This window comes from Streptosporangium heterodermiicola, assembly GCF_051390675.1.
In the GTDB taxonomy this organism is placed as follows: Bacteria; Actinomycetota; Actinomycetes; order Streptosporangiales; family Streptosporangiaceae; genus Streptosporangium.
On the sequence record NZ_JBPJSR010000002.1, the window covers coordinates 644568 to 668239 of the forward strand.

The 23672-nt window shown below is 68.9% G+C and carries 17 protein-coding genes and 1 riboswitch; of the genes, 6 read left to right on the plus strand and 11 right to left on the minus strand.

Features of this window, described 5'->3' with window-relative positions:
* Positions 1–36: 36 nt before the first annotated feature.
* Together ACSC1Q_RS06675 and ACSC1Q_RS06680 are read right to left on the minus strand one after the other, a co-directional pair.
* Positions 37–1557, minus strand: a complete 1521-nt coding sequence (locus tag ACSC1Q_RS06675; protein ID WP_436757760.1) for an OLD family protein — start codon at positions 1555–1557, stop codon at positions 37–39.
* A gap of 495 nt (positions 1558–2052) precedes the next feature.
* Positions 2053–2397 (minus strand): hypothetical protein, encoded by a 345-nt coding sequence (locus tag ACSC1Q_RS06680; protein WP_436757761.1) that lies wholly within the window; start codon positions 2395–2397, stop codon positions 2053–2055.
* A 186-nt stretch (positions 2398–2583) separates the two neighbouring features.
* Between ACSC1Q_RS06680 and ACSC1Q_RS06685 the strand changes: the two genes are divergently transcribed.
* Positions 2584–3930, plus strand: coding sequence for an NsdA family TPR-like regulatory protein (locus ACSC1Q_RS06685; RefSeq protein WP_436757762.1), 1347 nt, complete (start codon positions 2584–2586; stop codon positions 3928–3930).
* Between the two features lie 41 nt (positions 3931–3971).
* Positions 3972–4496, plus strand: a complete 525-nt coding sequence (locus ACSC1Q_RS06690) for an NUDIX domain-containing protein (RefSeq protein ID WP_436757763.1) — start codon at positions 3972–3974, stop codon at positions 4494–4496.
* 36 nt (positions 4497–4532) lie between these two features.
* On the opposite strand, the gene ACSC1Q_RS06695 is transcribed toward ACSC1Q_RS06690, so the two are convergent.
* The 3 genes from ACSC1Q_RS06695 to ACSC1Q_RS06705 form a co-directional block, all read right to left on the minus strand.
* On the minus strand, positions 4533–5954 hold the full coding sequence (locus tag ACSC1Q_RS06695) for a replication initiator (RefSeq protein WP_436757764.1): 1422 nt from the start codon (positions 5952–5954) through the stop codon (positions 4533–4535).
* Entirely contained in the window at positions 5951–6139 is a 189-nt protein-coding gene (locus ACSC1Q_RS06700) for a hypothetical protein (RefSeq protein WP_436757765.1), read from the minus strand. The genes ACSC1Q_RS06695 and ACSC1Q_RS06700 overlap by 4 nt, the downstream gene beginning before the upstream one ends.
* Before the next feature lie 511 nt (positions 6140–6650).
* Positions 6651–7283: a hypothetical protein gene (locus ACSC1Q_RS06705; RefSeq protein ID WP_436757766.1), complete on the minus strand. Its 633-nt coding sequence runs from the start codon at positions 7281–7283 to the stop codon at positions 6651–6653.
* Positions 7284–7587: 304 nt separating this feature from the next.
* Positions 7588–7800: riboswitch (cobalamin riboswitch) on the plus strand.
* A 107-nt stretch (positions 7801–7907) separates the two neighbouring features.
* Here ACSC1Q_RS06705 and metE point away from each other — a divergent pair.
* The 3 genes from metE (at position 7908) to ACSC1Q_RS06720 (ending at position 15367) form a co-directional block, all read left to right on the plus strand.
* A complete protein-coding gene (gene metE, locus ACSC1Q_RS06710; RefSeq protein WP_436757767.1) occupies positions 7908–10133 on the plus strand; it encodes a 5-methyltetrahydropteroyltriglutamate--homocysteine S-methyltransferase in 2226 nt (741 codons plus the stop codon).
* A gap of 173 nt (positions 10134–10306) precedes the next feature.
* Positions 10307–10813: a lytic polysaccharide monooxygenase auxiliary activity family 9 protein gene (locus ACSC1Q_RS06715; protein WP_436757768.1), complete on the plus strand. Its 507-nt coding sequence runs from the start codon at positions 10307–10309 to the stop codon at positions 10811–10813.
* 702 nt (positions 10814–11515) lie between these two features.
* Positions 11516–15367, plus strand: a complete 3852-nt coding sequence (locus ACSC1Q_RS06720) for an NB-ARC domain-containing protein (RefSeq protein WP_436757769.1) — start codon at positions 11516–11518, stop codon at positions 15365–15367.
* A 164-nt stretch (positions 15368–15531) separates the two neighbouring features.
* Here ACSC1Q_RS06720 and ACSC1Q_RS06725 read toward each other — a convergent pair whose 3' ends face one another.
* From ACSC1Q_RS06725 to ACSC1Q_RS06750, 6 genes are all read right to left on the minus strand, one after another.
* Entirely contained in the window at positions 15532–16488 is a 957-nt protein-coding gene (locus tag ACSC1Q_RS06725) for an SDR family oxidoreductase (RefSeq protein WP_436757770.1), read from the minus strand.
* A gap of 29 nt (positions 16489–16517) precedes the next feature.
* A complete protein-coding gene (locus ACSC1Q_RS06730) occupies positions 16518–17126 on the minus strand; it encodes a TetR/AcrR family transcriptional regulator (protein ID WP_436757771.1) in 609 nt (202 codons plus the stop codon).
* Positions 17127–17308: 182 nt separating this feature from the next.
* Positions 17309–19210, minus strand: coding sequence for a DUF6807 family protein (locus tag ACSC1Q_RS06735; RefSeq protein ID WP_436757772.1), 1902 nt, complete (start codon positions 19208–19210; stop codon positions 17309–17311).
* The gene (locus ACSC1Q_RS06740) at positions 19207–20250 is read right to left on the minus strand and encodes a mandelate racemase/muconate lactonizing enzyme family protein (RefSeq protein WP_436757773.1); all 1044 of its coding nucleotides are present in this window, start codon (positions 20248–20250) and stop codon (positions 19207–19209) included. Before ACSC1Q_RS06740 ends, ACSC1Q_RS06735 begins: the two co-directional genes overlap by 4 nt.
* The gene (locus ACSC1Q_RS06745; RefSeq protein WP_436757774.1) at positions 20247–21113 is read right to left on the minus strand and encodes a 5-dehydro-4-deoxyglucarate dehydratase; all 867 of its coding nucleotides are present in this window, start codon (positions 21111–21113) and stop codon (positions 20247–20249) included. Before ACSC1Q_RS06745 ends, ACSC1Q_RS06740 begins: the two co-directional genes overlap by 4 nt.
* Positions 21114–21139: 26 nt before the next feature.
* Positions 21140–22027, minus strand: a complete 888-nt coding sequence (locus ACSC1Q_RS06750; protein WP_436757775.1) for an NAD-dependent epimerase/dehydratase family protein — start codon at positions 22025–22027, stop codon at positions 21140–21142.
* 147 nt (positions 22028–22174) lie between these two features.
* Between ACSC1Q_RS06750 and ACSC1Q_RS06755 the strand changes: the two genes are divergently transcribed.
* The gene (locus ACSC1Q_RS06755) at positions 22175–23152 is read left to right on the plus strand and encodes a LacI family DNA-binding transcriptional regulator (RefSeq protein WP_436757776.1); all 978 of its coding nucleotides are present in this window, start codon (positions 22175–22177) and stop codon (positions 23150–23152) included.
* Positions 23153–23672 lie beyond the last annotated feature (520 nt).

A 23672-nucleotide genomic window follows, 5' to 3' on the forward strand; every position in this document is an offset into this window, starting at 1 on the left:
TGTCGACTCTCAGTGCTTAACATTCAGATTCTAATCCTAGAGGCTTGCACCTTCAATCGTAGCGATTATGCTATCTGCTTCTTGCTTGACCTGCGGATTGCGGAGCCATGCGCGAATTAAGCTGTGAATCAAAAAAGCTTCATGATGACCCAGGCGCGTTGCCAAAAACTTCAATTTGTATTGATGGTCGAGGTTGGAACAGTCAGAAATGGCGGAAAGGAGGTGGTCAACAGACCTAGCAAGTATTTCAGATAGCCATTCCAACTCTAAAGTCGCATTGTTTAAAAGCTCGTCCTCCGGCTCTTGGCTGCCAGGTAAAAAGAGGATTTTAAGGTCGCTGGACTTTTTTGCCAGCGACGAATCTCTTTGATCTCCGTCTAGGATTGCAAATGATTTGAATTGGGAAGATCGTGCGAATACGCGTATTCCAGATAGTACTTCGGAGGCGCTTCCAGCGGAAATTATCTCCAACTCACGCAATAACCAAGGTGCTAGCTCTCCGCACAAGGACTGAAATAAGGTCTTCGCGAACTCGTCCTCCACTAAGACGAAAGCCTTTACTGGTGTTTCGATGCCAACGGAATCTCTTATTTGAGCTCTAGAATTCGGTGTGATTACTCTGATCTTTTGTCCATTCCTGACGCACATTCTAATATTTTCAAGTGGGAAGCGACCCAGGACTTCAGGTGAATGTGTTGCCACAAGCAGTTGTGCTTCTTTTGCAAGTGTTCGCCTTGCGATTTCGTCAATCATGGGTCGCTGACCCATGCTGGAAAGGAAGCTCTCGGGCTCATCCACCATGATCAAATCCCCGGGTTCTAAATATGTTGTCATCGTCCAGTTTAAAACATAGTGAACCCAAATTTCTCCAAGGCTCATTTTCCCACTGTCTATAATATGATCGCCGCTGGTTGCTATTACATAGGGGCAGCACTCTTCGTGCGTATCAGCAGTGCCTTCTGAGATGACAACAGGATTAACGGTAACTTGATCATAGTTACGCCCAAGTATATTTCTTATGCCGTCGAGATCTACGCGACTTAATTGATAGATGGAGCGCTCTTTGGAAACAAAACTGCCGTTGCGCGGATAGTCATCGTACAATATTTGCAATTCACCGAAAGCGCTAATTGCGCTATTGTAGATAGCTATTGAATTGCCGCCAAAGTCATCCTTCCATATTTCGTGGCGACGTTTTGCTGGCCACGTCAAATCTATAGTCCGTGTTACCCTAGAATTAAGTTTCCTCACGGTTATTTCAACTATAGACTTTAGTGCGCTGCTAGCTCTGTCCCCATATAGAGTGTCGACAAATAGTGGTGGTGAGTAACTTGGGATTAAGTAGCCCAAAGAAGCTTCTATTAAGCGCAGTAAGACTGTCTTTCCGGTGCCGTGAGAGCCGACAACAGCCGTTGCCCGATTAAGCTCGATCACTTGTGGTTCAAAGACATCCGATTCGAAAATCTTAATAGATTCAACCTGAACTGGTGCCCGAGTTTCCAGGAGACGCTGCCATCGCTTGATCCGGGCATCGTTGTGGTTCGAAGTGTCGGGCATTTTGAGATCATAACGTCTTACTGCTGTATCTCGGGGAAGTTTAGAAGTTTCGCCCGCTGCGACCGCCGGCCCCAACCGCTACGCGGCCCCTTTGGGGTGCTTCGCATTGGCGCCGGCCGTCTCCACTCCCGCACATGGTTCGCCGGGCTGCGATCAGTGTATTTCTGGCAGGCGTGGTGGCGTGAGTCCCTCCAGATCTCACGCCACCACGCCGTCTAACGGGCACTTCCAGACAGGAGCCCTGTCCAGACGGCCCGAGCTTCACTGATCGAATAGATGAAGGTGTCATGGACTTCGGGACTGCGATCGAGTTGGACGGTTCGCCGAATGAAAGCCTGCCCGCCACCCTCGTACAGTTCGTAGGCCGTGGCGCGGCACAGGCAGGTCCACAGCACCGGGCGAGCCCGCTCAAGCACCGAGTCCGCGTACGGTTGCCGCCATTCCAGCCGTACGTGATCCCGCTGAACCATGGCCACGTGCGGGCTCACGCACTCGTCAAGCAGGATCACAACGCGCCCCCGCCGCCAGCTCGGACGGGGGATGAATCTCACGCAGTTCCGCATAGCGAAACGCGATCCGGCGAGCGGCCCGGACAGCGTCCATCGCCGGGTGCCAGGCGTAGACGGGCCGGTGACGTCGGGCGTCCCAGCCGGTACGCCACCAGTAACGATCGTCCTTGCACCAGACGACCAACCCCACCCAGACCGACACCAGTGCCAGGCCGTACCCGTCATGAACGTCAGCCTTGATGCCCAGCCGTCCCAGTTCGGTCCGAAGCTCCTCGGCCGCGTCGACAGGAGTCAGCGCGGCAAGATCCATACCGGTCATCGACGGATTCATGTACCCAGTGGACCGCCCGTGGCCGAGGGAGCATAAGCGTGTGATCGACCGTGGATATGGGAGCCGGTTCACACCCCGTGTGAAAGCGATCCAGTCGTGACAGTCACCCTGAGTAGATGACCTGTCCGGAACACGCGAGCCTGTTTACACTCCGTGCAAGAGCGGCAGCCCACGGAAGGCAGGTCCATGAGCGAGCCGAACATCCTGCTTGACGCTCTGCTCGCCGAGGCGGGGATCTCACACTCCGGGCTCGCCACGCGCATCAACAAGGCCACATCCACCGCCCGACGCCCGACCCGTTACGACCACACCGCTGTCGCCCGATGGATCAGAGACCGGGCGATCCCCAGAGGAGACGTACCGGAAATCATCTGCGAGATCATCGGGGACAAGGTCCGTCGGTCCCTGTCGCTCACGGACATCGGCATGGTGCGGACCGGAACAGGCCACGACGAACCGGATTTGCCGCGAGCAGTTGATCAGGCCGTCGCGTTGTGGCGTGGGGATCTCAGCAACAAGGTCTTCCTGACGGGTGCTTTGATGATCGACGGACCGGCCGCCGTGGCGCCTGTCTTCGAGTGGGAGAACCCTCCTCACGAGCTGGACGTCTCCCACCGAGGCCCACGCGCCGTGAGTATGAATGACGTCCAAATCCTCAAGGACGCGCGCAACCGCTACGAACAGATGTACCGCCGGGTTGGCGGCGTGCCGGTACGTCCACGCATCGTGGCCTTCCTCAACGCCAACGTGACACCCCTGCTGAAGGGCGGTCATGACGACCGCACCGGCCGGGAGCTGTTTCGGGCAGCCGGTGGCTTGGTCGCGCTCGCGGGCATCTGTGCCTACGACTCCGACCGCCAGGCACTTTCTCAGCGCTACCTGTTCCACGCCCTGCGGATGGCCAAAGCATCAGGGAACCTGGCGTTCGGGGGTTACGTGGTCGCCCTGCTGGCGAATCAGGCCATGTCCCGGGCGAAATACCGGTACGTCCTCCAGTACGCCGAGACCGCGTTGCGCGGCGCGCGTGGTCACCTGAGTCCAGCCCTGGTCACTGACCTACACACGCTCCAAGCCAAGGCATACGCGCGAATGGGAGATCGGGCGAGCTGTCATGCGCACCTGCGCCGTTCGGAGGCCACTGCCGCTCAAATCCGCCACGACAACGAGCCACCCGAAACCGGATACGTGCAGCCGGGCTTGCTGGAGTGCCAGCACGCGGAAGCTCTGCGACGGCTTGGTGACCTCATGGCCGCTCAAACCTATGCCGAGGAAGCGCTTCGTTCCGCCGATACCTGCCATCTGCGCGGCCAGACTCACCGGTTGGCGACTCTCGCCCTTGTCCTGACTGAACGCGGCGACCTGGATCAGGCCGTCACTACCGCTGAGATGATGCTCGACCGCGCACAGGGCATGGAGTCCGAACGCATCGCCGAACGGGTCGCCATGGTGGCCGACGCTCTACGGCCCTTCGACGCCCGCGTGGTCGATGAGTTTCTGACGCGGGCGCACCAGCAGGCACGCGTGCCCTTGTAGCGTGGTGCCGAAATCAGGTAACCACGCTGGGAGCACGCCGCATGCGCTGGCAGGTCCACTCCGAAGAACCTCTCTACACCGACCGGTGGCTTGATGTCCGGGTGGCGGATGTGGAGCTTCCCGACGGCAGGCACCTGGACCACCGGCTGATCCGTACCGCGCCAGGAGCCGGGGCCGTCGTCACCGACGATCGGCACCGGGTGCTGCTGATCTGGCGGCACCGCTTCATCACCGACTCCTGGGGTTGGGAGATCCCCATCGGCAAGATCGAGGACGATGAGGAACCGATCGCCGCCGCCGCGCGGGAAGTCGAGGAGGAGACCGGATGGCGGCCCGTGTCGTTGCGCCCGCTGCTGTGCGTCCAGCCGACCAACGGCATCTCCGACTCGGTCCACCACATCTTCCGTGCCGACAGCGCCACCTACATCGGCCCGCCGACCGAGACGTGGGAGGCCGAGCGCATCGAGTGGGTCCCCCTCACCGACATCGGCGACCTGGTCGGCAAGGGCGACATCGTGAGCGGCACCAGCATGGCCGCGCTGCTGTACGTCCTCACCAAGTCGTAGAAAGCGAAGCGTTCCGTGCATGGCTGAAGACAGATGTCAGCCGGAGCCCAGATGATCACGCTCACGAGCCATTCGGCGAGCGGTAGTAATGCATTGTCGAGCCAGCTCCGCCCAGAAGGGTTCGCCGTGTCGGTGGCCGCTTCCGGCGTAGCGCCACTCAGACAGGGTGAGCGTGGTCTCTTCGGCAGGATCGGGCAGGCCGAGGATCATCCGAGCTTGCGCGGCCCGGTAGTCGGCACGGGTCCGGCGGAGCTCGCCGAGAGTCGTGGAGTAGTAACGGCTCTTGGTGGAGAAGTGGCCCCGGTAGCCTAGCATGTGCGACCAATGCCGTAGTGGGAGCAGCCGGTATTGAGGCAGACGGTTCAGGGTGAAGCAGGTCAGGATCATGCGTCGGGCGTGTTCGGTCGCGTCGAGTCGGGGGATGTCCCGAGCGTCACGGATGCGTCGGTCCACCGTGCCCGCCGACTCGGCGCCCTTGGTCGCGTACTTGGCCACGTACGACGCCACCCGCTGATCACTCACACCGTCCAGGTCGGTGGAGAGGTAGACCGGTCGCACGTCGAGTTGGTCACCCCAGCGCAGCAGAACCGGGGGAGGAGCATCCGGCGACTGTTTAGAGGCAGGCACCACGATCTGTTCGGCGGCTTGCCGGATCGCGGTGTCCAGCAGCGGGACGGTTGCCCAGTCCGGGGGAGGGGAGGCAGGACCGTCCGGGCCGTCGAGGCGGATCACCGCGTGGAAGTGGACCAGGCCGCGCGCTTGGTACTCGGCGACCTTGGCATACGACAGGCGCAGCACCTCCCGCAGGTGAGCACGAGGCACGCCGAGCTGCCGGGCCAGGACAGCGGGGAGTGCCTGGGTGAAGCGGCGCCACAGCTCTCCCGCGTGAGCGTTCCACAAGACCGCGCCCTGGTAGTCGTAGCAGTCCACGCAGAGCGGTTGCCCTGCTTGCGGGTCATCGCGGTCATGGCGTCTGCCGCAGCCCTCGTATCGGCCATGGGGGCAGGTGGGGGAGTCGCGCCGGGGACGGCAGGGCAGGGTCTTGCCGTCCTTGCCTGTGCGGTGAGCGTGGACCGCGCCGAAGGAGGGAGCGGTGAAGGTGGCGAACACCCGGGGGTGGCCGCCCACGTCTTCGGGGACGCCCTTGCCGCCGCGTAGGCCGGAGATGATGAGGTGGTAGGTGTCGTCTTTGTAGACCGCCGAGCAGGCCGCGCATCGGGAGGCGCGACGGTTGCCGCAGGCGGTGAGTAGGAACCCGGTCGGTTCGTCGGCCGTTCGGTAGACGTCGAGGATCTCACCGGTCGCGCCGTCGAAGGTCAGGCGTTCCCCGTGCAGGCGGACCGGTTGGGCACAGCCGCCCGTGGCGTAGACCATGCGTTGCCACCGGGCGAAGTCGGGCATGGTCGCGCGTTGCAGGGCGGCCAGGATGTCAGGGGCGAAGGAGGGGGCCGGGTTCACGCGGCCCCCCTCTCGGCTTCGAGGGACGGGGGTTCGGCGCGAGTCGGCCCGTCGGCCAGCTCGATGCCGTGGATGGCGGCGATGCGCCGCCATTTCTCGGGTGACCACCGAGGCGACTCGGCGATCTTGCGCTTGGACCACTCCCGTACAAGCGCGGCGTGCGGTACCAGTTCGGGAGGTACCAAAGGACTCCCTTCTCTCTGCGGAGTTCCCACGCCATTTCGGGAAAAGGCAGGTGCCATCGGCAGGCATACGGAAAAGACATGACTGCGCAGGAACGGCACTCGTCAGCGAGATTGATGGAGTGTCGAGGTCGCGCGACGGTGAACCAGTGAGCGCTGCCTGTACTGCTGGCCTACCGCTGGCCGGGTCCCCCCAGCGGAACGGCTCTCGTCTTCATGGTGCCCGGTGGCGTACTGCGCTCGAATGTGTCGCGTCTGGTCTCTCGCTGCTTCCCGAAAGACGGGGGAAATTATCTATGGTCATTTTGCCACGGTGACCGGGAAATTATGCGTGCGGGAATTTCCGCCGGGACGTCCTTCGAGCCGTCCCCTGTCGTCCGGTGGCGTCCGGCTGCGTCCACTGACGTCCGGCTGCGTACGGCTGCATCTGATCGTCAGGGGCAACAAGTAAGGGAGCTGTCACCTGTCGGTCAGGTGCTCAGCTCCCTTGGAGGCGAGGACGTCCCAGGACGTCTTACTCCATCCACACCGGTTCGAGGAGGTCGGGGTCGAAGGTGGCCCGCCCCTTGCCCGCCGGATACACGATCACCGCGTGCAGCATCTCCCGGACGTGCGCCCTCTTCCGGGACAGCGGTAGTCCACCCTCCGCTTCCGGGAGGTACCAGCGCCGCCGGATCTCCTTGATGTCGGTGACCATGCTCGCCCGCTGGCGTTCCGCCCGTCCCGTGATCTTGTTCTTCTCCGCCCGCAACCGGGCGATGTCGCTTTCCAGGTCGGCGGCGTTGCGGAAGTAGAGGTTGTTGGAGATGTTCCGCGCCCGCCACTGCCGGGTCAGTTCCTCCAGTTGCTCCTCCACGTCGCTGAGTTCCTCTTCCCTGGTCCACAGCGGAGCGTCGTCCACGTCCGTGTACTGGGCGAGTTCCATCTGACCGAGCACGAGTTCCGAGATGGCGAAGTCGACCAGATCCCCGCGTCGCGCGACTCCGCCGCAGCCGCCCACGTCCTGACCGGGACAGAAGTAGATGTGTCGCTTGCCGTCCTTCGTCTTCCTGGTCCTCAGCGGTACGTTGCACACGCCCCCGCCCTCGACGGGACGACCGCAGCGCAGCACACCGTTCAGCAGGTAGCGATGCTCTCGGTAGTCCAAGGGGAGGGGAGCACCTACGGCGCCGCCCCGCTTGACGGTGTGTCCCTTGCGGGCTGTCGAGGATGTCCCGTACGGCCAGCCACTCCTCAGGGGTCAGGGTCGGTTGCCATTCCCCGGTGATCGGGTCGTCGCTCGTGTCGTGGACCAGTTCGCTCCGCAGCTCCCGGTAGCCGCACATGCGCGACCTGGCCGGTGCCGTCTGAGCGCGTTTGCCGGTCGTTGCCCCGGGAGTCTTGATACCTCGTGGTGATCCGTGCTTTCCGGGGGAGGCGGGTGGTGGCTCTGCCGGAGGGTGGGGGCGGGTTATGCTCGTGGCGCGGTTGGTTCTCCCGGGGCCGTGGTGGTGCCGGGAGTCGTAAGAGGGAACCCGGTGTGATTCCGGGACTGCCCCGCAGCGGTGAGTGGGAACGAACGCCGTCATTGGCACTGGGTGTGTGTGCATCTGGGAAGCGACGGTCAGTAGGAAGTGTGTAGGACGCCCGCGAGTCCGAAGACCTGCCAGTCGCTCGTGCGCCGTCCGGTGTGCGGTGATCCGTGGCCTCGTGGGAGGGCCTGGGATGCGTCTTTCGCATGTCCTCGCTCGTGGCTGTGGGTCGGCATGGCATGAGCCGAGGGAAGGACGCCATGAGCAAGGTCACCACGACCGTTTTGGGGTACCCGCGTATCGGGGGCCGTCGCGAGTTGAAGCGGGCGACGGAGGATTACTGGGCCGGGCGCACGGACGCCGCCGGTCTGAGAGAGACGGCCGCTGGTTTGCGGCTAGGGGTGTGGCGGGAGTTGTCGGGGGCGGGGTTGGATGGGGTGCCGTCCAACACGTTCTCGTTGTATGACCAGGTGTTGGACGCGATCGCGTTGGTGGGTGCGGTGCCCGAGCGGTTTTCCGGGGTCGCGGATCCGTACTTCGCGATGGCCCGCGGCGCCGAGGGGGTCGCGCCGCTGGAGATGACCAAGTGGTTCGACACCAACTACCACTACCTGGTTCCCGAGCTGGGCCCCGAGACCCGGTTCCGGCTCGACTGGAGCAAGCCGCTGGCCGAGTACGCCGAGGCGCGGCGGCTGGGCGTCGAGACCCGGCCGGTGCTGGTCGGGCCGCTGTCGTTCCTGCTGCTGGCCAAGTCCACCGAGCCGGGCTTCGCGCCGCTGCGGCTGCTGGACGGCCTGCTGGAGACGTACGCCGAGCTGCTGGAACGGCTCGCCGCGGCGGGGGTGGCCGAGGTGCAGCTGGACGAGCCGGTGCTCGCCGCCGACCGTACGGACGAGGAGCTGGCCGCGCTGCGCCGGGCCTACGCGCGGCTGGGCGAGCTGAGCAGCCGTCCCCGGCTGCTGGTGGCCACCTACTTCGGGGAGATCGGGCCCGCGCTGGAGATCCTGGCCCGCAGCCCGATCGAGGCCGTCGGCCTGGACTTCGTCTCGGCGCCCGGCAACCTGGAGGCGCTGGCCGCCGCCGGCGGGCTGCCCGGCAAGACCCTCGTCGCCGGGGTCGTCGACGGCCGCAACGTCTGGCGTACCGACACCGCGAAGGCGCTGGCGACCTGCGCCGCGCTGCTCGGCCTGAGCGACCGGCTGGTGGTGAGCACCTCCTGCTCGCTGCTGCACGTCCCGCTCGACCTGGACGCCGAGACCTCGCTGGACCCGAGGCTGCGCGAGCGGCTCGCCTTCGCCAGGCAGAAGGTCGACGAGGTCGTACGGATCGGCAGGGCGCTGAACGGCGAGGAGGTCGTCGCGGGGGAGAGGAGCGTCGAGCGGTTCCTCAACCCCCGGGTGCGGGCTCGGCTGGACGCCCTGGGCGAGGGCACCCCGCGCGCCCCGCACGCCGAACGGCTCGCCCTGCAGAACGCCGACCTGGGCCTGCCGCCGCTGGCGACCACCACCATCGGCTCCTTCCCGCAGACCGGCGAGGTGCGCCAGGCCCGCGCCGCCGTGCGCTCGGGCGAGATCGACAGGGCCGGGTACGAGCGCAGGATGGAGGCCGAGATCGACCGTGTCATCGCGCTGCAGGAGGACATCGGCCTGGACGTGCTGGTGCACGGCGAGCCCGAGCGCAACGACATGGTCCAGTACTTCGCCGAGACGCTGGAGGGCTACGCCGCCACCGAGCACGGCTGGGTGCAGTCGTACGGCAGCCGCTACGTCCGCCCGCCGATCCTGTTCGGCGACGTCTCCCGTCCCGAGCCGATGACGGTGCGCTGGGCCTCCTACGCGCAGTCGCGGACGAAGAAGCCGGTCAAGGGCATGCTCACCGGGCCGGTGACCATGCTGGCCTGGTCCTTCGTCCGCGACGACCAGCCGCTGGGCGAGACGGCCAGGCAGGTGGCGCTCGCGCTGCGCGACGAGACCCGCGACCTGGAGGCGGCGGGCATCAGGATCATCCAGGTCGACGAGCCCGCGCTGCGCGAGCTGCTGCCGCTGCGGCGGGCCGACCGCGGGGCCTACCTGGAGTGGGCGGTCGCCGCGTTCCGGCTCGCGACCAGCGGGGTGGCCGACAGCACGCAGATCCACACCCACATGTGCTACTCGGAGTTCGGGGAGATCATCGGCGCGATCGGCGACCTGGACGCCGACGTGACCAGCGTCGAGGCGGCCCGCTCCCGGATGGAACTCCTGGACGACCTGCGCGACTTCGGCTACACGCGCGGTATCGGGCCCGGTGTGTGGGACATCCACTCGCCCAGGGTGCCCTCGACCGGGGAGATCGAGACCGCTCTTCGTACGGCCGTGGCCACGGTGGATCCGGCCCTGCTCTGGGTCAATCCCGACTGCGGCCTGAAGACCCGCGGCTACCCGGAGACGGAGGCCAGCCTCAGGAACATGGTCGAGGCGGCCCTGCGCGTCCGGGGGGAGACGGCCTGACGGCCTGACCGTCACCGTGTTCGAGGGGCGTGACCCTGTCCGGGTCACGCCCCCTCCTCGCCGCCGTGCGCCGTCCGCGCCTGACCGTCTCCCGAATCTTCCGTGACTCGAATATTTACTGTTAGGAAACTTTCTTTTATATTCGAGTCAACCCCCCAGCGAAGGAGCAGGATATGCGCAGAACGGTCACCTTCCTCGCGATGGCGATCACCGCCATCGCCTCGACCGTGTTCATCGCCTCACCGGCCAACGCGCACGGCTACATCTCGTCTCCGCCGAGCCGTCAGGCCATGTGCGCCCAGGGCCGGGTCACCGGCTGCGGCGACATCATCTACGAGCCCCAGAGCGTGGAGGGTCCCAAGGGCCTGAAGAGCTGCCACGCCAACGTCGCCCGGTTCTCGCAGCTCAGCAACGAGAGCAAGGGCTGGCCGGCGACGAGCGTGGGCAACTCGGTCACCTTCAACTGGGTGCTGACCGCCCGCCACGCCACCAGCACGTGGGAGTACTTCATCGGCAACACCCGGATCGCGGTGTTCAACGACGGCGGCAGGCAGCCCGGCGCCACCGTCTCGCACAACGTGAACCTGGGAGGCAGGACCGGCCGTCTGAAGGTCCTCGCCGTCTGGAACATCGCCGACACCGCCAACGCCTTCTACTCCTGCGTCGACCTGCAGCGCTAGTCCAGGCCGATCCACGACCCACCGAAGACCCGCGACCTCACGGTCAGATCTGATCGCGAAGGCCCGGACCCCGCAAGACCTGAACCGCTCCCGCGCCCTTCGTGGCCCGACGGCGTCCCTCGCCGTCTCCGGCCCGATGGGCGCGGGAGCGGTTTCGCCGTTCCCGCGCCCTCCCGTCCCGTCTCTCCCCTTGGCCCCTTGCCCGGCCAGTCCCTCCCCGTGAACCCGTGAACCCTGCATGCTCGCCCCCGCGACCCCGCTGACAGACTCCCGAACAGTAGGAGAGAGGTCACCAAGGGCGACCGTGGCGTCACGGAAAGGATCTCCCGTGAATGGGATCCGGAATGGCGGGTGTGACGTCGTGGACATAGCAGCTCAAAGTGTGCAACACGGCTTTTCGCCTGCGCTTTAATTGCCAAAACCTCGGTGATTCAACTCAAGGGCAATGGGGAACAGATATCGTGCCTCCAGGGTTCCCGGCGCCCGTCGGGGCAGGGGTCGGCACTGTAGGGGTGGGCGGTGGCTCGTCGCACAAAAAGAATCACCGATGTCGCCACGGCGATTCTGGTGGTTTTAGGAATCCTGGTCGGACTTCCGGTGCGAATGGTCGAGGAATATCTTCCGGACACGGTCGTCGAGCACCGGATCGAATGGGTCGCGATTTTCGGATTAACCGCCTCCCTTGTCGTCCTGCTGGCATGGATGACGCCGAAACTGAGAGAGTCGCGCACGCGCGGCGGGCTCTTCCTGGTGCCGGACCGGCAGCCGGGCTGGGTGCGCAGGACCGAGCTGGACGACGTGGTCTCCACCCTGACGATGAAAGGCTCGGGCACGGTCGGGCTGACCACCGGCCTCGCCGGGGCGGGCGGGTTCGGCAAGACCTCCCTGGCCGTGGAGGCGTGTCACGGCGACGAGGTGCGCAAACGGTTCGGCGGCGGCGTCATCTGGGTCACCGTGGGCCGCGACCGCGCCGGTGCCGACATCGCGGCGCTCGCCAACGACGTCACCGAGGCCGTGCTGGGCGTCCGGCCGGAGTTCTCCAGCCCCGAGCAGGCCGGTCACCGGATGGCCGAGGCCCTGGCGGAGCGGGGCCGCGTGCTGCTCGTGGTCGACGACGTGTGGAGCCTCAAGCAGCTGCGCCCCTTCCTGTCCGCGGCCGTGCGGTCCCGGGTGCTGGTGACGACCCGGCTGCCCAGGGCACTGCCCTCGAAGGCGATCGCGATGATCGTCGACGAGATGGCGCCGAGGGTGGCCGTCCAGGTGCTGAGCCGGGGGCTGCCGCCGATGAACCCCGGGGCCGTCAGCGACCTGGTGGGCCTGACGGGGAGATGGCCGCTGCTGCTGTCCCTCGTCAACGCGCGGCTGCGCGACGAGCACGCCACGGGGACGAACGCCGACGTCGCCGCGCGCCGGGCGGCCGAGCGGCTCGGCCGTACGGTCCCCGCCGTCCTGGACGTCACCGCCGCCTCGCAGCGGGAGACCGCGGTGCTCGCCACCGTCGAGCACAGCCTTGAGGCGCTCGGCGCGTTCGACCGCGCCCGCTTCCTGGAGCTGGGCGTCTTCCCCGAGGACACCGAGATCCCGCTCACCGTCGTCGAGCTCCTCTGGCGGGGCACCGCGGGGCTCACCTCCAAGCAGGCCGAGCGGCTCTGCGGAAGGCTGCAGGACCTCTCGCTGGTCGGCAGGCGCCACACGCGGGGGGCGGCGCCGTCGATCACGATCCACGACGTCGTCCGTTCCGCCGTCCGCTCGGAGGGGGGCCTGGGAAAGGAGCGCGCCGAGGCCGCCAACCGCGACCTCCTCGACGAGGCGAGGAGCCTGATACCCGACGACGACCTCACCGCCGACGCCGAATGGTGGAGGCTGCCCAAGACCGTCCCCTACCTCTGGGACCACCTGCTGTTCCACCTCTCCGAGGCGAGGAGATACCGGGAGCTGGAGTCGCTCCTGCACGACGTGCGGTGGTTCGTCGCCCGCGTACGCGTGTTCGGGGTGGCCGCGGCGGAGTCGGACCTGGCGCTGTCGACCTCCCGTTCCGTCGCCGGGGTCCGCCGGTTGATCGCCCGCAGCGCCCACCTGCTCACCCCCTTCGAGTCGGACGCCGCCTCCACGGCGAACCTGCTGGCCCGCCTCTACGCGTTCCCGCCGATGCGGGCATCGGTCGAGCGCTACAGCCAGGAGAACGAGACCACCTTCCTGAGAGCCCGCTGGCCGCTGCCCGACGACGGCGCCACCTGCCTCCTGCGGACCCTGACCTCGGCGACGAGACGGCTCGACGAGGTGTCGGTCACCCCGGACGGATCGCGGTTCGTCGTGCACGCCCGCGACGGCGGCGCGCAGATCTGGAAGGTCGACGGCACCACCCGGACCACGCTGGCCACCCACGGCAGACGGGTGCACGAGGTCGTCGTCGCGCCTGACGGTTCGTGGCTGGCGACCCGTTCCGGGAGCAGGAGGGTGCAGATATGGGGGATCGGCGGCACCGAGAAGGCCGTCCTGCGCAACGGGATGGGAAGACTCGTCAGGATGGTGGCCGCGTCCGACGGCTCGTGGCTGGCCACCCTCTCCGCGAGCGGGAAGGGCCGCCTCTGGAACCCCGACGGCAGCAGGCGCGCCGTCCTGCGCAGCGGGATGGGAAAGCTCGCCGGGATGGTGGCCGCGCCGGACGGCTCGTGGCTGGCCACCCTCTCCGCGACGGGAGGGGCCGTTCTCTGGAGCCCCGACGGAGGGAAGCGCCTGGTCCTCAGGAGCAGGGTCAGGGTGAGGACCAAGTCGCGAAGCCTGAAGGACGTCCTGCGGATGCGCGGCTGGAGCCAGGAGGACGAGAAGGTCTCCGGCAGGAACAGGCCGATCGGCAAGGTCTCCAGGATCGCCGTCTCACCCGACGCCTCGTGGCTGGCGACCCTCTCGGGAGACGGGAGCGTCCGCCTGTGGGGAATCGACGGTGTCGAGCGGGCCGTCCTGACGGGACACACCGGGGCGGCGTCCGGGATGCGGATCTCGCCCGACGGCTCGTGGCTTGCCACCTGGGCGTCCACCGGTCCGGTGCGCCTGTGGGAGGCCGACGGCAGGCAGCGGGCCGTCCTGGCGGGTCACGCGGGTGCGGTCCGGCAGGTGGTGATCGCGCCGGACGGGAGTTGGCTGGCGACGCTTTCCGGTGATCGGAGTGTGCGGTTGTGGGAGGCCGACGGTGCCGAGCGGGCCGTCCTGGCGGGTCACGCGGGTACGGTCCGGCAGGTGGTGATCGCGCCGGACGGGAGTTGGCTGGCGACGCTTTCCGGTGATCGGAGTGTGCGGTTGTGGGAGGCCGACGGTGCCGAGCGGGCCGCTCTGACGGGTCACGCGGGTACGGTCCGCCAGGTCGTGATCGCGCCCGACAGCGGCTGGCTCGCCGCCTGCTCCGACGAGGGGACGATCCGGATCTGGCAGTCGGAGCGAACCGCGCGGCAGAGCCGCAGGGGCCGGACCGGGACGGTGCGCCAGGTGACGATCTCCCCCGAGGGAAGCTGGATCGCCACGCACTCCGGTGACGGGTCGGTGAAACTCTGGAACGAGGACAGGATAGAGGGGGCGACCCTCACCGTCCCCCTGGAGAACAGCCACCACGGCGCGATCTCGCCGGACAAGACGTGGCTCGCCGTCTGGTCGGCCGATCACGTCGTCCGGATACGCGGCGCCGGTGGCCGCAGGCGGGCCATCCCGACGGGGCACGCGGGCCGCCTGCGCGGAGTGGCGATCGCCCCCGACAGCACCTGGCTGGCCACCTGGTCGGCCGACCGGACCGTACGGCTGTGGGGCGCGGGCGGCAGCAGGAGGGCGGTGCTGGCCGGTCACACCGGGCCGGTGCGCGAGGTGGCGATCGCGCCCGACAGCAGCTGGCTCGCCACCTGCTCCGAGGACGGCACCGCCCGCGTGTGGTGGGCCGACGGCACCGAGCGCGCCGTCCTGGTCGCGAACGTCAGGGCGACCGCCCACCTCCTCATCTCCCCGGAAGGCGGCTGGCTCGCGACCCTGTCCATCTACGGGAAGATCCAGCTCTGGAAACCGGACGGCCGCAGGTACGCCACCCTGAGAAACCGGGTGGAGGACATCGGCGAGATCACCGTGGCGCCGAACGGCAGATGGTTCGCCATCTTCTCCGCCAACGGGACGGCCGGCCTGTGGGGAGCCGACGGTAAGGCGCGGGCCGCGCTCAAGGGGTGCCCGGGACCGGCCCGGGGGGTGACGATCGCCCCCGACGGCACCTGGCTGGCCGCCTGCTTCGACGACGGAGACGTCCGTGTCTGGTCGGCGGGCGGCAGGGAACGGGCGAGGCTGTCCGGCGGCGAGGGAAGGATCCGCGGCGTGGCGATCTCCCCGGACAGCAACCTGCTCGCCACCTGCTCCGACGACGGCACCATCCGGGTGTGGGACAGGTACGGCGAGTCGTCCGCCGCCGGGGCCAGGGTCGAGGCGGGCCTCAACTGCCTCGCCTGGTTCCCCAGCGGCTTCGCCCTGGCCGCGGGCGGCGACCAGGGCCTGTACGGGTTCGACCTCTACCCTCCGCCCGGATAACGGCCGGCCGCCCCTGCCCGTACAGGGGCCGCCCGTCCTCCGCCCGGTCTCCTGCTCTCCGCCCGTCTTCCGCCCGTCCTCCGCCCGGACAGCGGCCGGCCGCCCTCCCGTTCGAACGGCGGCCGGTGCGATCGTCACCGGGTCACCGACAGTCCTTCACCGGGTCATCGGTAGTCCTCCGGGGCGACGCCGTCGACGCCCTTGCTCTGGGTCGCGCCGTAGTAGCCGCCCCAGTCGGGCCGGGAGCCGTCGGCGTCGGTGAAGCCGTACTCCTTGACCAGCTGCCAGGTCGCCAGCGACCGCCCGCTCCAGCGGTCCACCTTGGGGTCGGCGGCGAGCGCGGCCACCGCGCGGCCGAGATAGACGGGTGTCTCCGACAGCGCGAAGTAGGGATCCTGCGCGATGCCGTCGCGCCAGGTGTCCTCGGTGACGCCGAAGTGGTCGAGCATCGCCTCCGACCGCAGGAACCCGGGCGTGATCGCGAGGGCGGTGACACCGTGCGGCCGCAGGTCACCCGCCTGCGCCCGCGCCATCCGGATGACACTCGCCTTGGCCAGGTCGTAGAAGAAGGTGCCCCGGTAGTCCTGCTCGTCGGTGCCGTCGGTCACCTCCACGACCAGGCCGCGGCGACGGGCCACCATCAGCGGCAGCGCGTGCCAGCTGGTGATGATGTGCGTGTGCACCGCCTGCCGCTGCAGCTGCAGGCCGCCGTCGAGAGGCTGCTCCCACAGCGGCTTGTCCCACACCGTCAGCGGGTCCCCGCCCCAGACGTTGTTGACCAGGATGTCGAGCCTGCCGTCCTGCTCGCGGTCGATCCGCGCCACCAGCTCGCGGACCTGGTCGACGTCCAGGTGGTCGGTGGGGACGGCGATGCCGTGACCTCCGGCGGCGGTCACCAGGGCGGCGGTCTCCTCGATGGTCTCGGGGCGGTTCATCGGCGATCTCGCCGCCGCCGTGCTGCGGCCGGTGACGTAGACGGTCGCGCCGGCCACGCCGAGCTGGACGGCTGTTCCCCGGCCCCCGCCGCGGGTGGCCCCGCTCACGAGGGCGACCTGCCCCGCCAGCGGCTTGTCCGCCCCCGGCTCACCTGTCCCCGGCTTGTCTGTCACGAGCTTGTCCATCACTGGTTGGTTTGTCACCGGCTTGTCCGTCACCGGTCCTCCTTGTCGCGCCGATAAGGGGTGAGCAGCGTGCTCAGGTCCCGGCGGAGCGCCTCGGCCAGCGGCTCCGATCTGGTCATCGCCCAGGTGAGCTGGGTGCCGTTGCGGATGGAGTCGACGGCGGCGGCGAGCGCGTCCACGTCGGCGTCCTTCACCAGGTGCCCGCTCGCCACCGCGGACCCCAGGTAGGCGGCGAACTCGGCGCGGACCGCCGCGTCGTGCTCACCCAGGAGCCCGCGGAACTCGGGGTCGGCCAGCTCCAGGTGCAGGAACGCCAGGTGGTTGGCGAACTCCTCCGGCTCGGCGTCGCGCCCGGCACTGCGTACCACCGCCCGGATCAGCCCCTCCACCGGATCGGCGGCGGACTCGAACGCGGTCCGCATCCGCTGGACGAACGCCTTCTCCGCCAGCCCCCACCGGACGAATCCGAGCAGCAGGTCGCGCTTGCTGCCGTACCGCCCGACGAGCACGCCCGTCGAGACCCCGGCCTCCCGGGCGACGTCGGCCAGCGTCAGCCGGCCCGGCCCCACCCGCCCGACCGCCGCGGCGAGCGCGACCATGATGCGCTCCTCGCTGATCGTGCGCGGCCGCCCCGCCATGAACCCTCCCCATTAAATAATGAACAGTCATTATTTATAGCACGCGACAGCGCCGCCGGACCGTGGCCGTGGCCCGGTGAGCGAGGTCAAGGTTCGGTGAGCGAGGCCGGGCGGGTCGGTTCTTCGCCGTCACGGTCCGCTGTGGGGCGCCGTCCCGCCGGGGCGCCCCACAGCGGAGATCCTCAGGAGACGGCGAGTTCCGTGACGAGGGCGGCGGCCCGTTCGGTGGTGAGCCGCCCGTCGGCGACCACGACGGTGATCGCGCGGTCCAGCCGGTCGGGGACGGCCAGCGGCGCGTCCCAGGCCAGGGCCGGTCCGACGCCCGGATACTCGTCGACGCGGACGAACCACGGGTCGAGCCCGAGGGTCTGCACGAACAGCAGGCTCCAGTCGTCGGAGGTCAGCGCGAGCCAGGGCGAGAGGCCGCCGTGCACGGCCCGCTCGCCGGAGGCGCCCTCGGCGAAGACGTCCAGCCCGGGGGAGTCCTTGGGCGCGCGCCAGAAGAACCCGCCGTAGCCGGCGCCGGTCCGGCCCTTGCAGGCCGAGCTCTGGATCGACAGCGGCTCGCCGGTCCGGTTGTGCAGGGTGAAGGTGACGTCCAGCGCCCAGGCGCCGGCCAGGGGGCGGGCCGTGAGGGTCCGCTCCTCGGCGGCGAGGACGGCGCCGTCGGGTCCGGCCCAGTCGAGGCGCTCGGCGAAGCCGCCGTCCACGGGACGCAGCGAGCGCCGCCGCTGCCGCCCGTGGTTGGGGAGGATCCTCGGGCCGGCGCCGCGGACGTAGGTGGAGCCGCCCCAGAAGTTGACCCCGTTGACGTCCGCGATCGCCACGCCCGCGCCGAAGTGGTGCACGTGGTCGTCGGGCTGGGTCTCGGTCACGACCGTCCCGCCGAGGGTACGGACCGGATGCAGGTGGGGCCGGGGCGCGTCCGTCGCCCGCAGGTCGCCCCGCTGGACGTAGGTCGCGACCTCCCGCGAACCGGCGCGCAGCACCGTCTCCGGCCAGGTGGCGGGCCGGGGACCGAGACCGCCGGGGAAACCGACCTCCGACAGGGTCTTCAGCTCCGCCGCCGCGCGCACGGCGAGGCCGTCGATGCCCGGCAGCACCAGCCGGGACGGCTCGATGCGGGAACCGTCGACGGGCAGCGGGTCGGGCGCGCGCCGGATCTCGTCGAGCAGCCGGGTGAAGCCGCCGGTCCGCTCCAGCGGCACCAGCAACTCCTCGCCCTCCCTGACGTGCGCCAGGAGATTGCCGAGGAGGTCGACCCGGTCGAAGCCGGTGCGTACGCCGTCCACCTCGATCTCGTCCAGGGTGTAGAAGAGCAGGGCGGAGCGCGTCTCGCCGTGCAGGTGCAGGTAGGGCTCGGTACGGCGGTCGCCGCAGAGGCTCACGGTGATCGCGATGACGGTTCCGCCGGCGAGGCGGAGCCGCGCGCTGGAGGTGTCGTCGGAGGAGATCGCGTTGGCCCGGTACAGCTCCAGCTCGATCTCCTCGATCGAGGAGACCGCGTCGGCCCCGGCGACGGCCAGCGCGGTGGCCGCCGCGTGCGCGAACGGGTTGGTCAGCGCGCCGTCCATGACGTCCACGCCGTCCAGCCTGCGGTGCCCGGCCCAGGAGGCGCGCGAGTAATAGGTGTACGGGCGCGTCCAGGTCCCGGCGACGCCGATGCCGCGGATCGGCTCGCCCAGCAGCCCGGCCGCGGCGGGGACGGCGGCCGAGCCGAGCGACTGGAAGCCGACCTGGCACGCCAGCCCCGTCTCGGCCACGGCGGCGGAGATCCGCTCGAACTCCTCCACCGACGGCGCGGGCGGCTTCTCCAGCAGCACGTGCGCCCCGGCCCGCAGGGCGGCGACCGTGAGCGGCGCGTGGGTGTGGATCGGCGTCGCGATCACCGCGACCTCCGCCCCGGTCTCGGCGATCAACGACGGCAGGTCCACCGACCACGGCACGTCGAGGCCGGGCGCGGGGCGGGTGTCGCAGACCCCGGCGAGCTCGGCCCGGCCGGTCGCGGCGAGCCGCCGGACGTTCTCCACATGGTTGCGCCCGTGGCCGTGGATCCCGGCGACCACCACGCGTACCGGCTTCACGGCACCCACCTCGTCGGTGCCCCGGTCGCCCGCAGCTCCGGCCCGGCGATCTCCACGGGGAAGGGCTCCGCGAGCAGCCCGAGGTCGGTGAGCGCGGCGTCCTCCACCCGCTCCACCATCGCGGGGTGGTGCAGCGCGAGGGCGAGCTGGCCCGACAGCTCGGTGAGCAGGTGCGGGTAGACCGGGACGCCGAAGGCGCGGGCGAGCCCGGCGATCCGCAGGAACGGCGTGATCCCGCCGACGCGCACCAGGTTCGGCTGGACGACGTCGCAGGCGCCCGAGGTCAGCAGGTCGCGGAACCCGTGGACGGTGGCGACGTTCTCGCCGACCGCGACCGGGACGCCGACGCTCCGCCGCAGTTCCACCTGGGCGGCCAGGTCGTCGGCGGGCAGGGGCTCCTCGATCCAGAACAGGTCGTACCTCTCCAGGGCCCGCAGCGCGGTCCTGGCCCGGAGCAGGTCCCAGCGCTGGTTGGCGTCGATCATCAGCAGCCGGTCGGGGCCGATCACCTCGCGGACCATCGCCACCCGCTCGACGTCCTCGGCGAGCGAGGGGCGGCCGACCTTGATCTTGACCGCGTCGTATCCGGTGGCGACCCACCGTTCGGCCTGCGCCCGGAGTTCCTCCGGCGGGTAGTGGAGGTTGACCCCGCTGCCGTAGACGGGGACGCTCTCGCGCCGCGCGCCGAGGACCTCGACCAGCGGGCGCTCGCCGCAGCGCAGGTCCCACAGCGCGAGATCCACCCCGGCCATGGCGATCGGCACGATCCCGGCCCGGCCCGCCTCGCCGAGGTGGGCCGACAGCCAATCCCAGACGAGCTCCGGATGCGGCGGCAGGCCGATCACCGCGTCGCGGACGTCGTGCTCCAGCAGGGCCTTGACCGCCCGCGCCCCGATCTGCGGCGTCCACGCGAGCCCGGTGCCCCGCCGCCCGTCGTCCAGCGTGATCGTCACGAGCAGTACGTGGTTGAAGGGCACGTCCGCGCCCCAGGGGCGGGTCAGGGGCACCGAGCGCAGCGTGACCGCCAGATCCTTGATCATGGCGCTACCAGGGCGAGTCCAGACTTGATCAGCGCTTCGAGCTCGGCCTCGTGCTCGGGGGCCACCGGGACCAGCGGCGGCCGGACCGCGCCGACGTCCAGGCCGCGCAGCCGTACCCCCGCCTTGACCAGCGACACCGCGTAGCCCGGCACCTTGGAACGCAGCCGCACCAGCGGGGCGTAGAACTCGGTGATCAGCCGTTCGTCGCCGTTCAGGTAGGCGTTGGCGATCTCGGGCGCGAAGCAGAACACCGCGCTGGAGTACAGGCCGACGCCCAGGGCCCGGTACGCGGGCTGGGTCAGCTCGGCGGTCGGCAGCCCGTTGAAGAACAGGAAGTCCGGGTGGGCCTCCCGGACGGCGAGCACGATCCGCTGCATCCGGTCGATGTCGCCGAGGCCGTCCTTCAGCCCGATGACGCCGGGGATCCCGGCCAGCGCGACCGCCGCCTCCGGTTCGAGCGCGATCGGCCCGCGCTGGTAGATGATCACCGGGAGCTCGGCGGCGACCGCCCGCACGTACTCGGGGAAGCCTGGCCCCTGGACGAGGTACGGCGGCATGAGCAGCAGCCCGTCGGCGCCCGCCTCGCGGGCGGCCCGCGCCTGGGCGAGTGCCGCGCCGATCGGCCCGCCCGCTCCGGCGAACACCGGGACGGTCCCGGCGACCGTCTCCGTCGCCACCCGGACGACCCGGGCGTGTTCGGCCTCCGACAGCGCGGTGAACTCGCCGGTCCCGCAGGCGGCGAACACGCCGCCCGGCCGGTGGTCGAGCCCCTGCCGGACGTGGTCGGCCAGCACGCCGGGCGCGAGCTCGCCGTCCGGGCCGAAGGGGGTCACGGGGAAGAAGAGGACACCTTCGAGATTCATGGTCGGGGTCTTTCTTTCTGGAGAGTTCAGGAGAGTTCGGTGCGCCAGCTACGCTTGGCGGTCCAGCCGAGCAGTCGCTCCGCCTTGGCGGAGGAGAAGGCGGGGGCGGTGCCGGTCAGGTGGGCGGCGAACGCCTTCGTCTCCGGTATGACGGTCGGCAGCAGCTCGGCCAGCGGCTCGCGCGCCAGGGCGTCGGCCGCGCCCGCGAAGAAGACCTCGCCGTTCGTCTCCAGCAGCGGGAGCCTGGTGAGCAGCGTGTCGACGAAGTCGCCGGCGTCGCGGGCGTCGAGGTAGTTGAACAGGGAGACCCCGCCGATCTCGGGCCGGTTCAGCCGCTCGGTGATCGTGTGCCCGGACTGGGTGGGCGCGCCCTCCCACTCCTCGGGCGCGACGACGAAGCAGGGGCGGACCGCGGCCATCCGGGTGGTCTCGGTGGTCCGGGCGAACGTCCGCATGGTCTGCTCGGCCACGACCTTCGAGAGGTTGTAGGCGTTCCAGGGCTCCGTCGGGTGGTCCTCGTCAAGGGGCAGGTAGGCGGGGGTCCAGCCGCCGGGCGCGCCGTACCCGATCACCGTGGGGCTGCTCGCCACGATGAGCTTCTCCACGCCGAGGGCGACCGAGGCCGCGCAGATGTTGAAGGCGAGCTGGGTGTTGACCCGGAACGTGGTGGGCTCGGAACGGCTGAACGGCACCGCGATGGCCGCCAGATGGACCACCGCCTCCGGCCGGAACCGCGCGATCACCGCGTGGGCCTCGCCCAGGTCGGTGAGGTCCGCCGGAAGGGTCGAGGCGGCCTCGCGAGGGGTGCCCGGCGCGCTGTCGACGCCGATCACCTCGTGTCCGGCCGCCGCGAGCGAGGTGACCACGCTGCGGCCGAGCCGGCCCGCGCTGCCGGTGACGAGCACTCTGCTCACCGTGTGGACTCCTTTGGAAGACTGCAATCAGTTGCAGTAAACAATCGCGTCCGGCGGGACAATACGTCAAGTGAGCGGGGTCAATCACCGGCAACCGGTCTCATTCTGGTTGACCGACCTGCAAACGATTGCGTTAAGGTGTGCGGCATGTCAGTGACCATCCGGGACGTCGCCCAGGCATCGGGCGTCCATGTGTCGACGGTTTCCCGGACCTTCTCGGCACCCCATCTGGTGAACGCCGAGACCCGGACCCGGGTGCTGGCGGCGGCCGAACAGCTCGACTACCGGCCCAACCGGGCGGCCCGCTCGCTCAAGACGGGCCGCACCAACAACATCGGGCTCATCGTGGCCGATCTGGCCAACCCGTTCTTCCCCCCGCTGATCAAGGCCGCGCAGGCCGCCGCGCGCCGCCAGGACTACCACCTGTTCGTGGCCGACACCGGAGAGGACCCCGTCGAGGAGGAGAACCTGGTCCTGGCCTTCTCCAAACAGGTGGACGGCATCGTGCTGTGCAGCCCGCGACTGTCCAACAAGGCCCTGGAGAAGCTCTCCGAGCAGGTCTCGTTCGTGCTGGTCAACCGGCGCATCCGCGGGCTGACCACGGTCGTGATGGACGTCGCGAACGGCGCCCGCGCCGCCATGGAGCACCTCGTGGGGCTCGGTCACCGGCGCGTCGCCCTGGTGGCGGGCCCCGCGGGCTCGTGGACCAGCGCCGAGATCCGCAAGGCCGTCTCGGAGATCCCCGGTCTCGACACGGTCGTCATCGGCCCCAACTCGCCCACCGAGGAGGGCGGGATCGCCGCCGCGCCCAGGGTCGCCGAGGCGGGGGTGACCGGCGTGCTCGCCTACAACGACCTCGTCGCCATCGGCCTCATCGAGGGGCTGGAGGTCCTCGGCGTCGACGTGCCGGGCGACGTCAGCGTGATCGGCTTCGACGACAGCATCACCGGGCGGCTGCACCGTCCCAAGCTCACCACGGTCGCGATGCCCGCGAGCGACGCGGGCCGGATGGCGGTCGATCTGCTCATCCAGTCGATGAGCGCCGCGACCGTCCTGGAGACCCACCTGGTGGTCCGCGAGTCCACCGCGCCGCCCAGACCTTCCGGAGGCCACCGGGTGACCTGAGCCTTCCGGGCCTTACGGGGCCCGCCACGTCGCTCAGGCCTTCCGGAGGCGACGACGCCGTCTGAGTTCCGGCTCACCGTGCCCGGCTGAGCCTCCGCGCCCTCTTCTCTCTTCCGGCCTGCCTGGATTTCTTCGGTCTGGCCGGGTCCCTTTGGCCTGCCTGGCTTTCTTCGGCCTGCTCGGCTCTTTCGGCCCTGCTCGGCTCTTTCGGCCTTGCTCGGCTTTTTGGCCTGCCCGGCAGAGCCATGGTCCGGTGGCGCGGGCGATTCCCGCGTTCGCCTCGTTCCCGAGTTCCTGCGTTTTCGGGCTCCCGCGTTCCCTGGCCTCTTCACGAACGTGGCGGCTTCGGCGGAGGGCGCCTCTCCCGTCCCGTTGAGTCCCGTTGAGTCCCGTTGAGGCCCCGGCTTCCCGGGGAGGTCTCGACGCCCCGCGACGCACTGGCGTCCCGTGCGCATCGAGGGGCGTCCGCGAGAGGGGCGCGCTTCGCGCGGACGCCTCGCCCGGAGGGCGGCCACCAGGC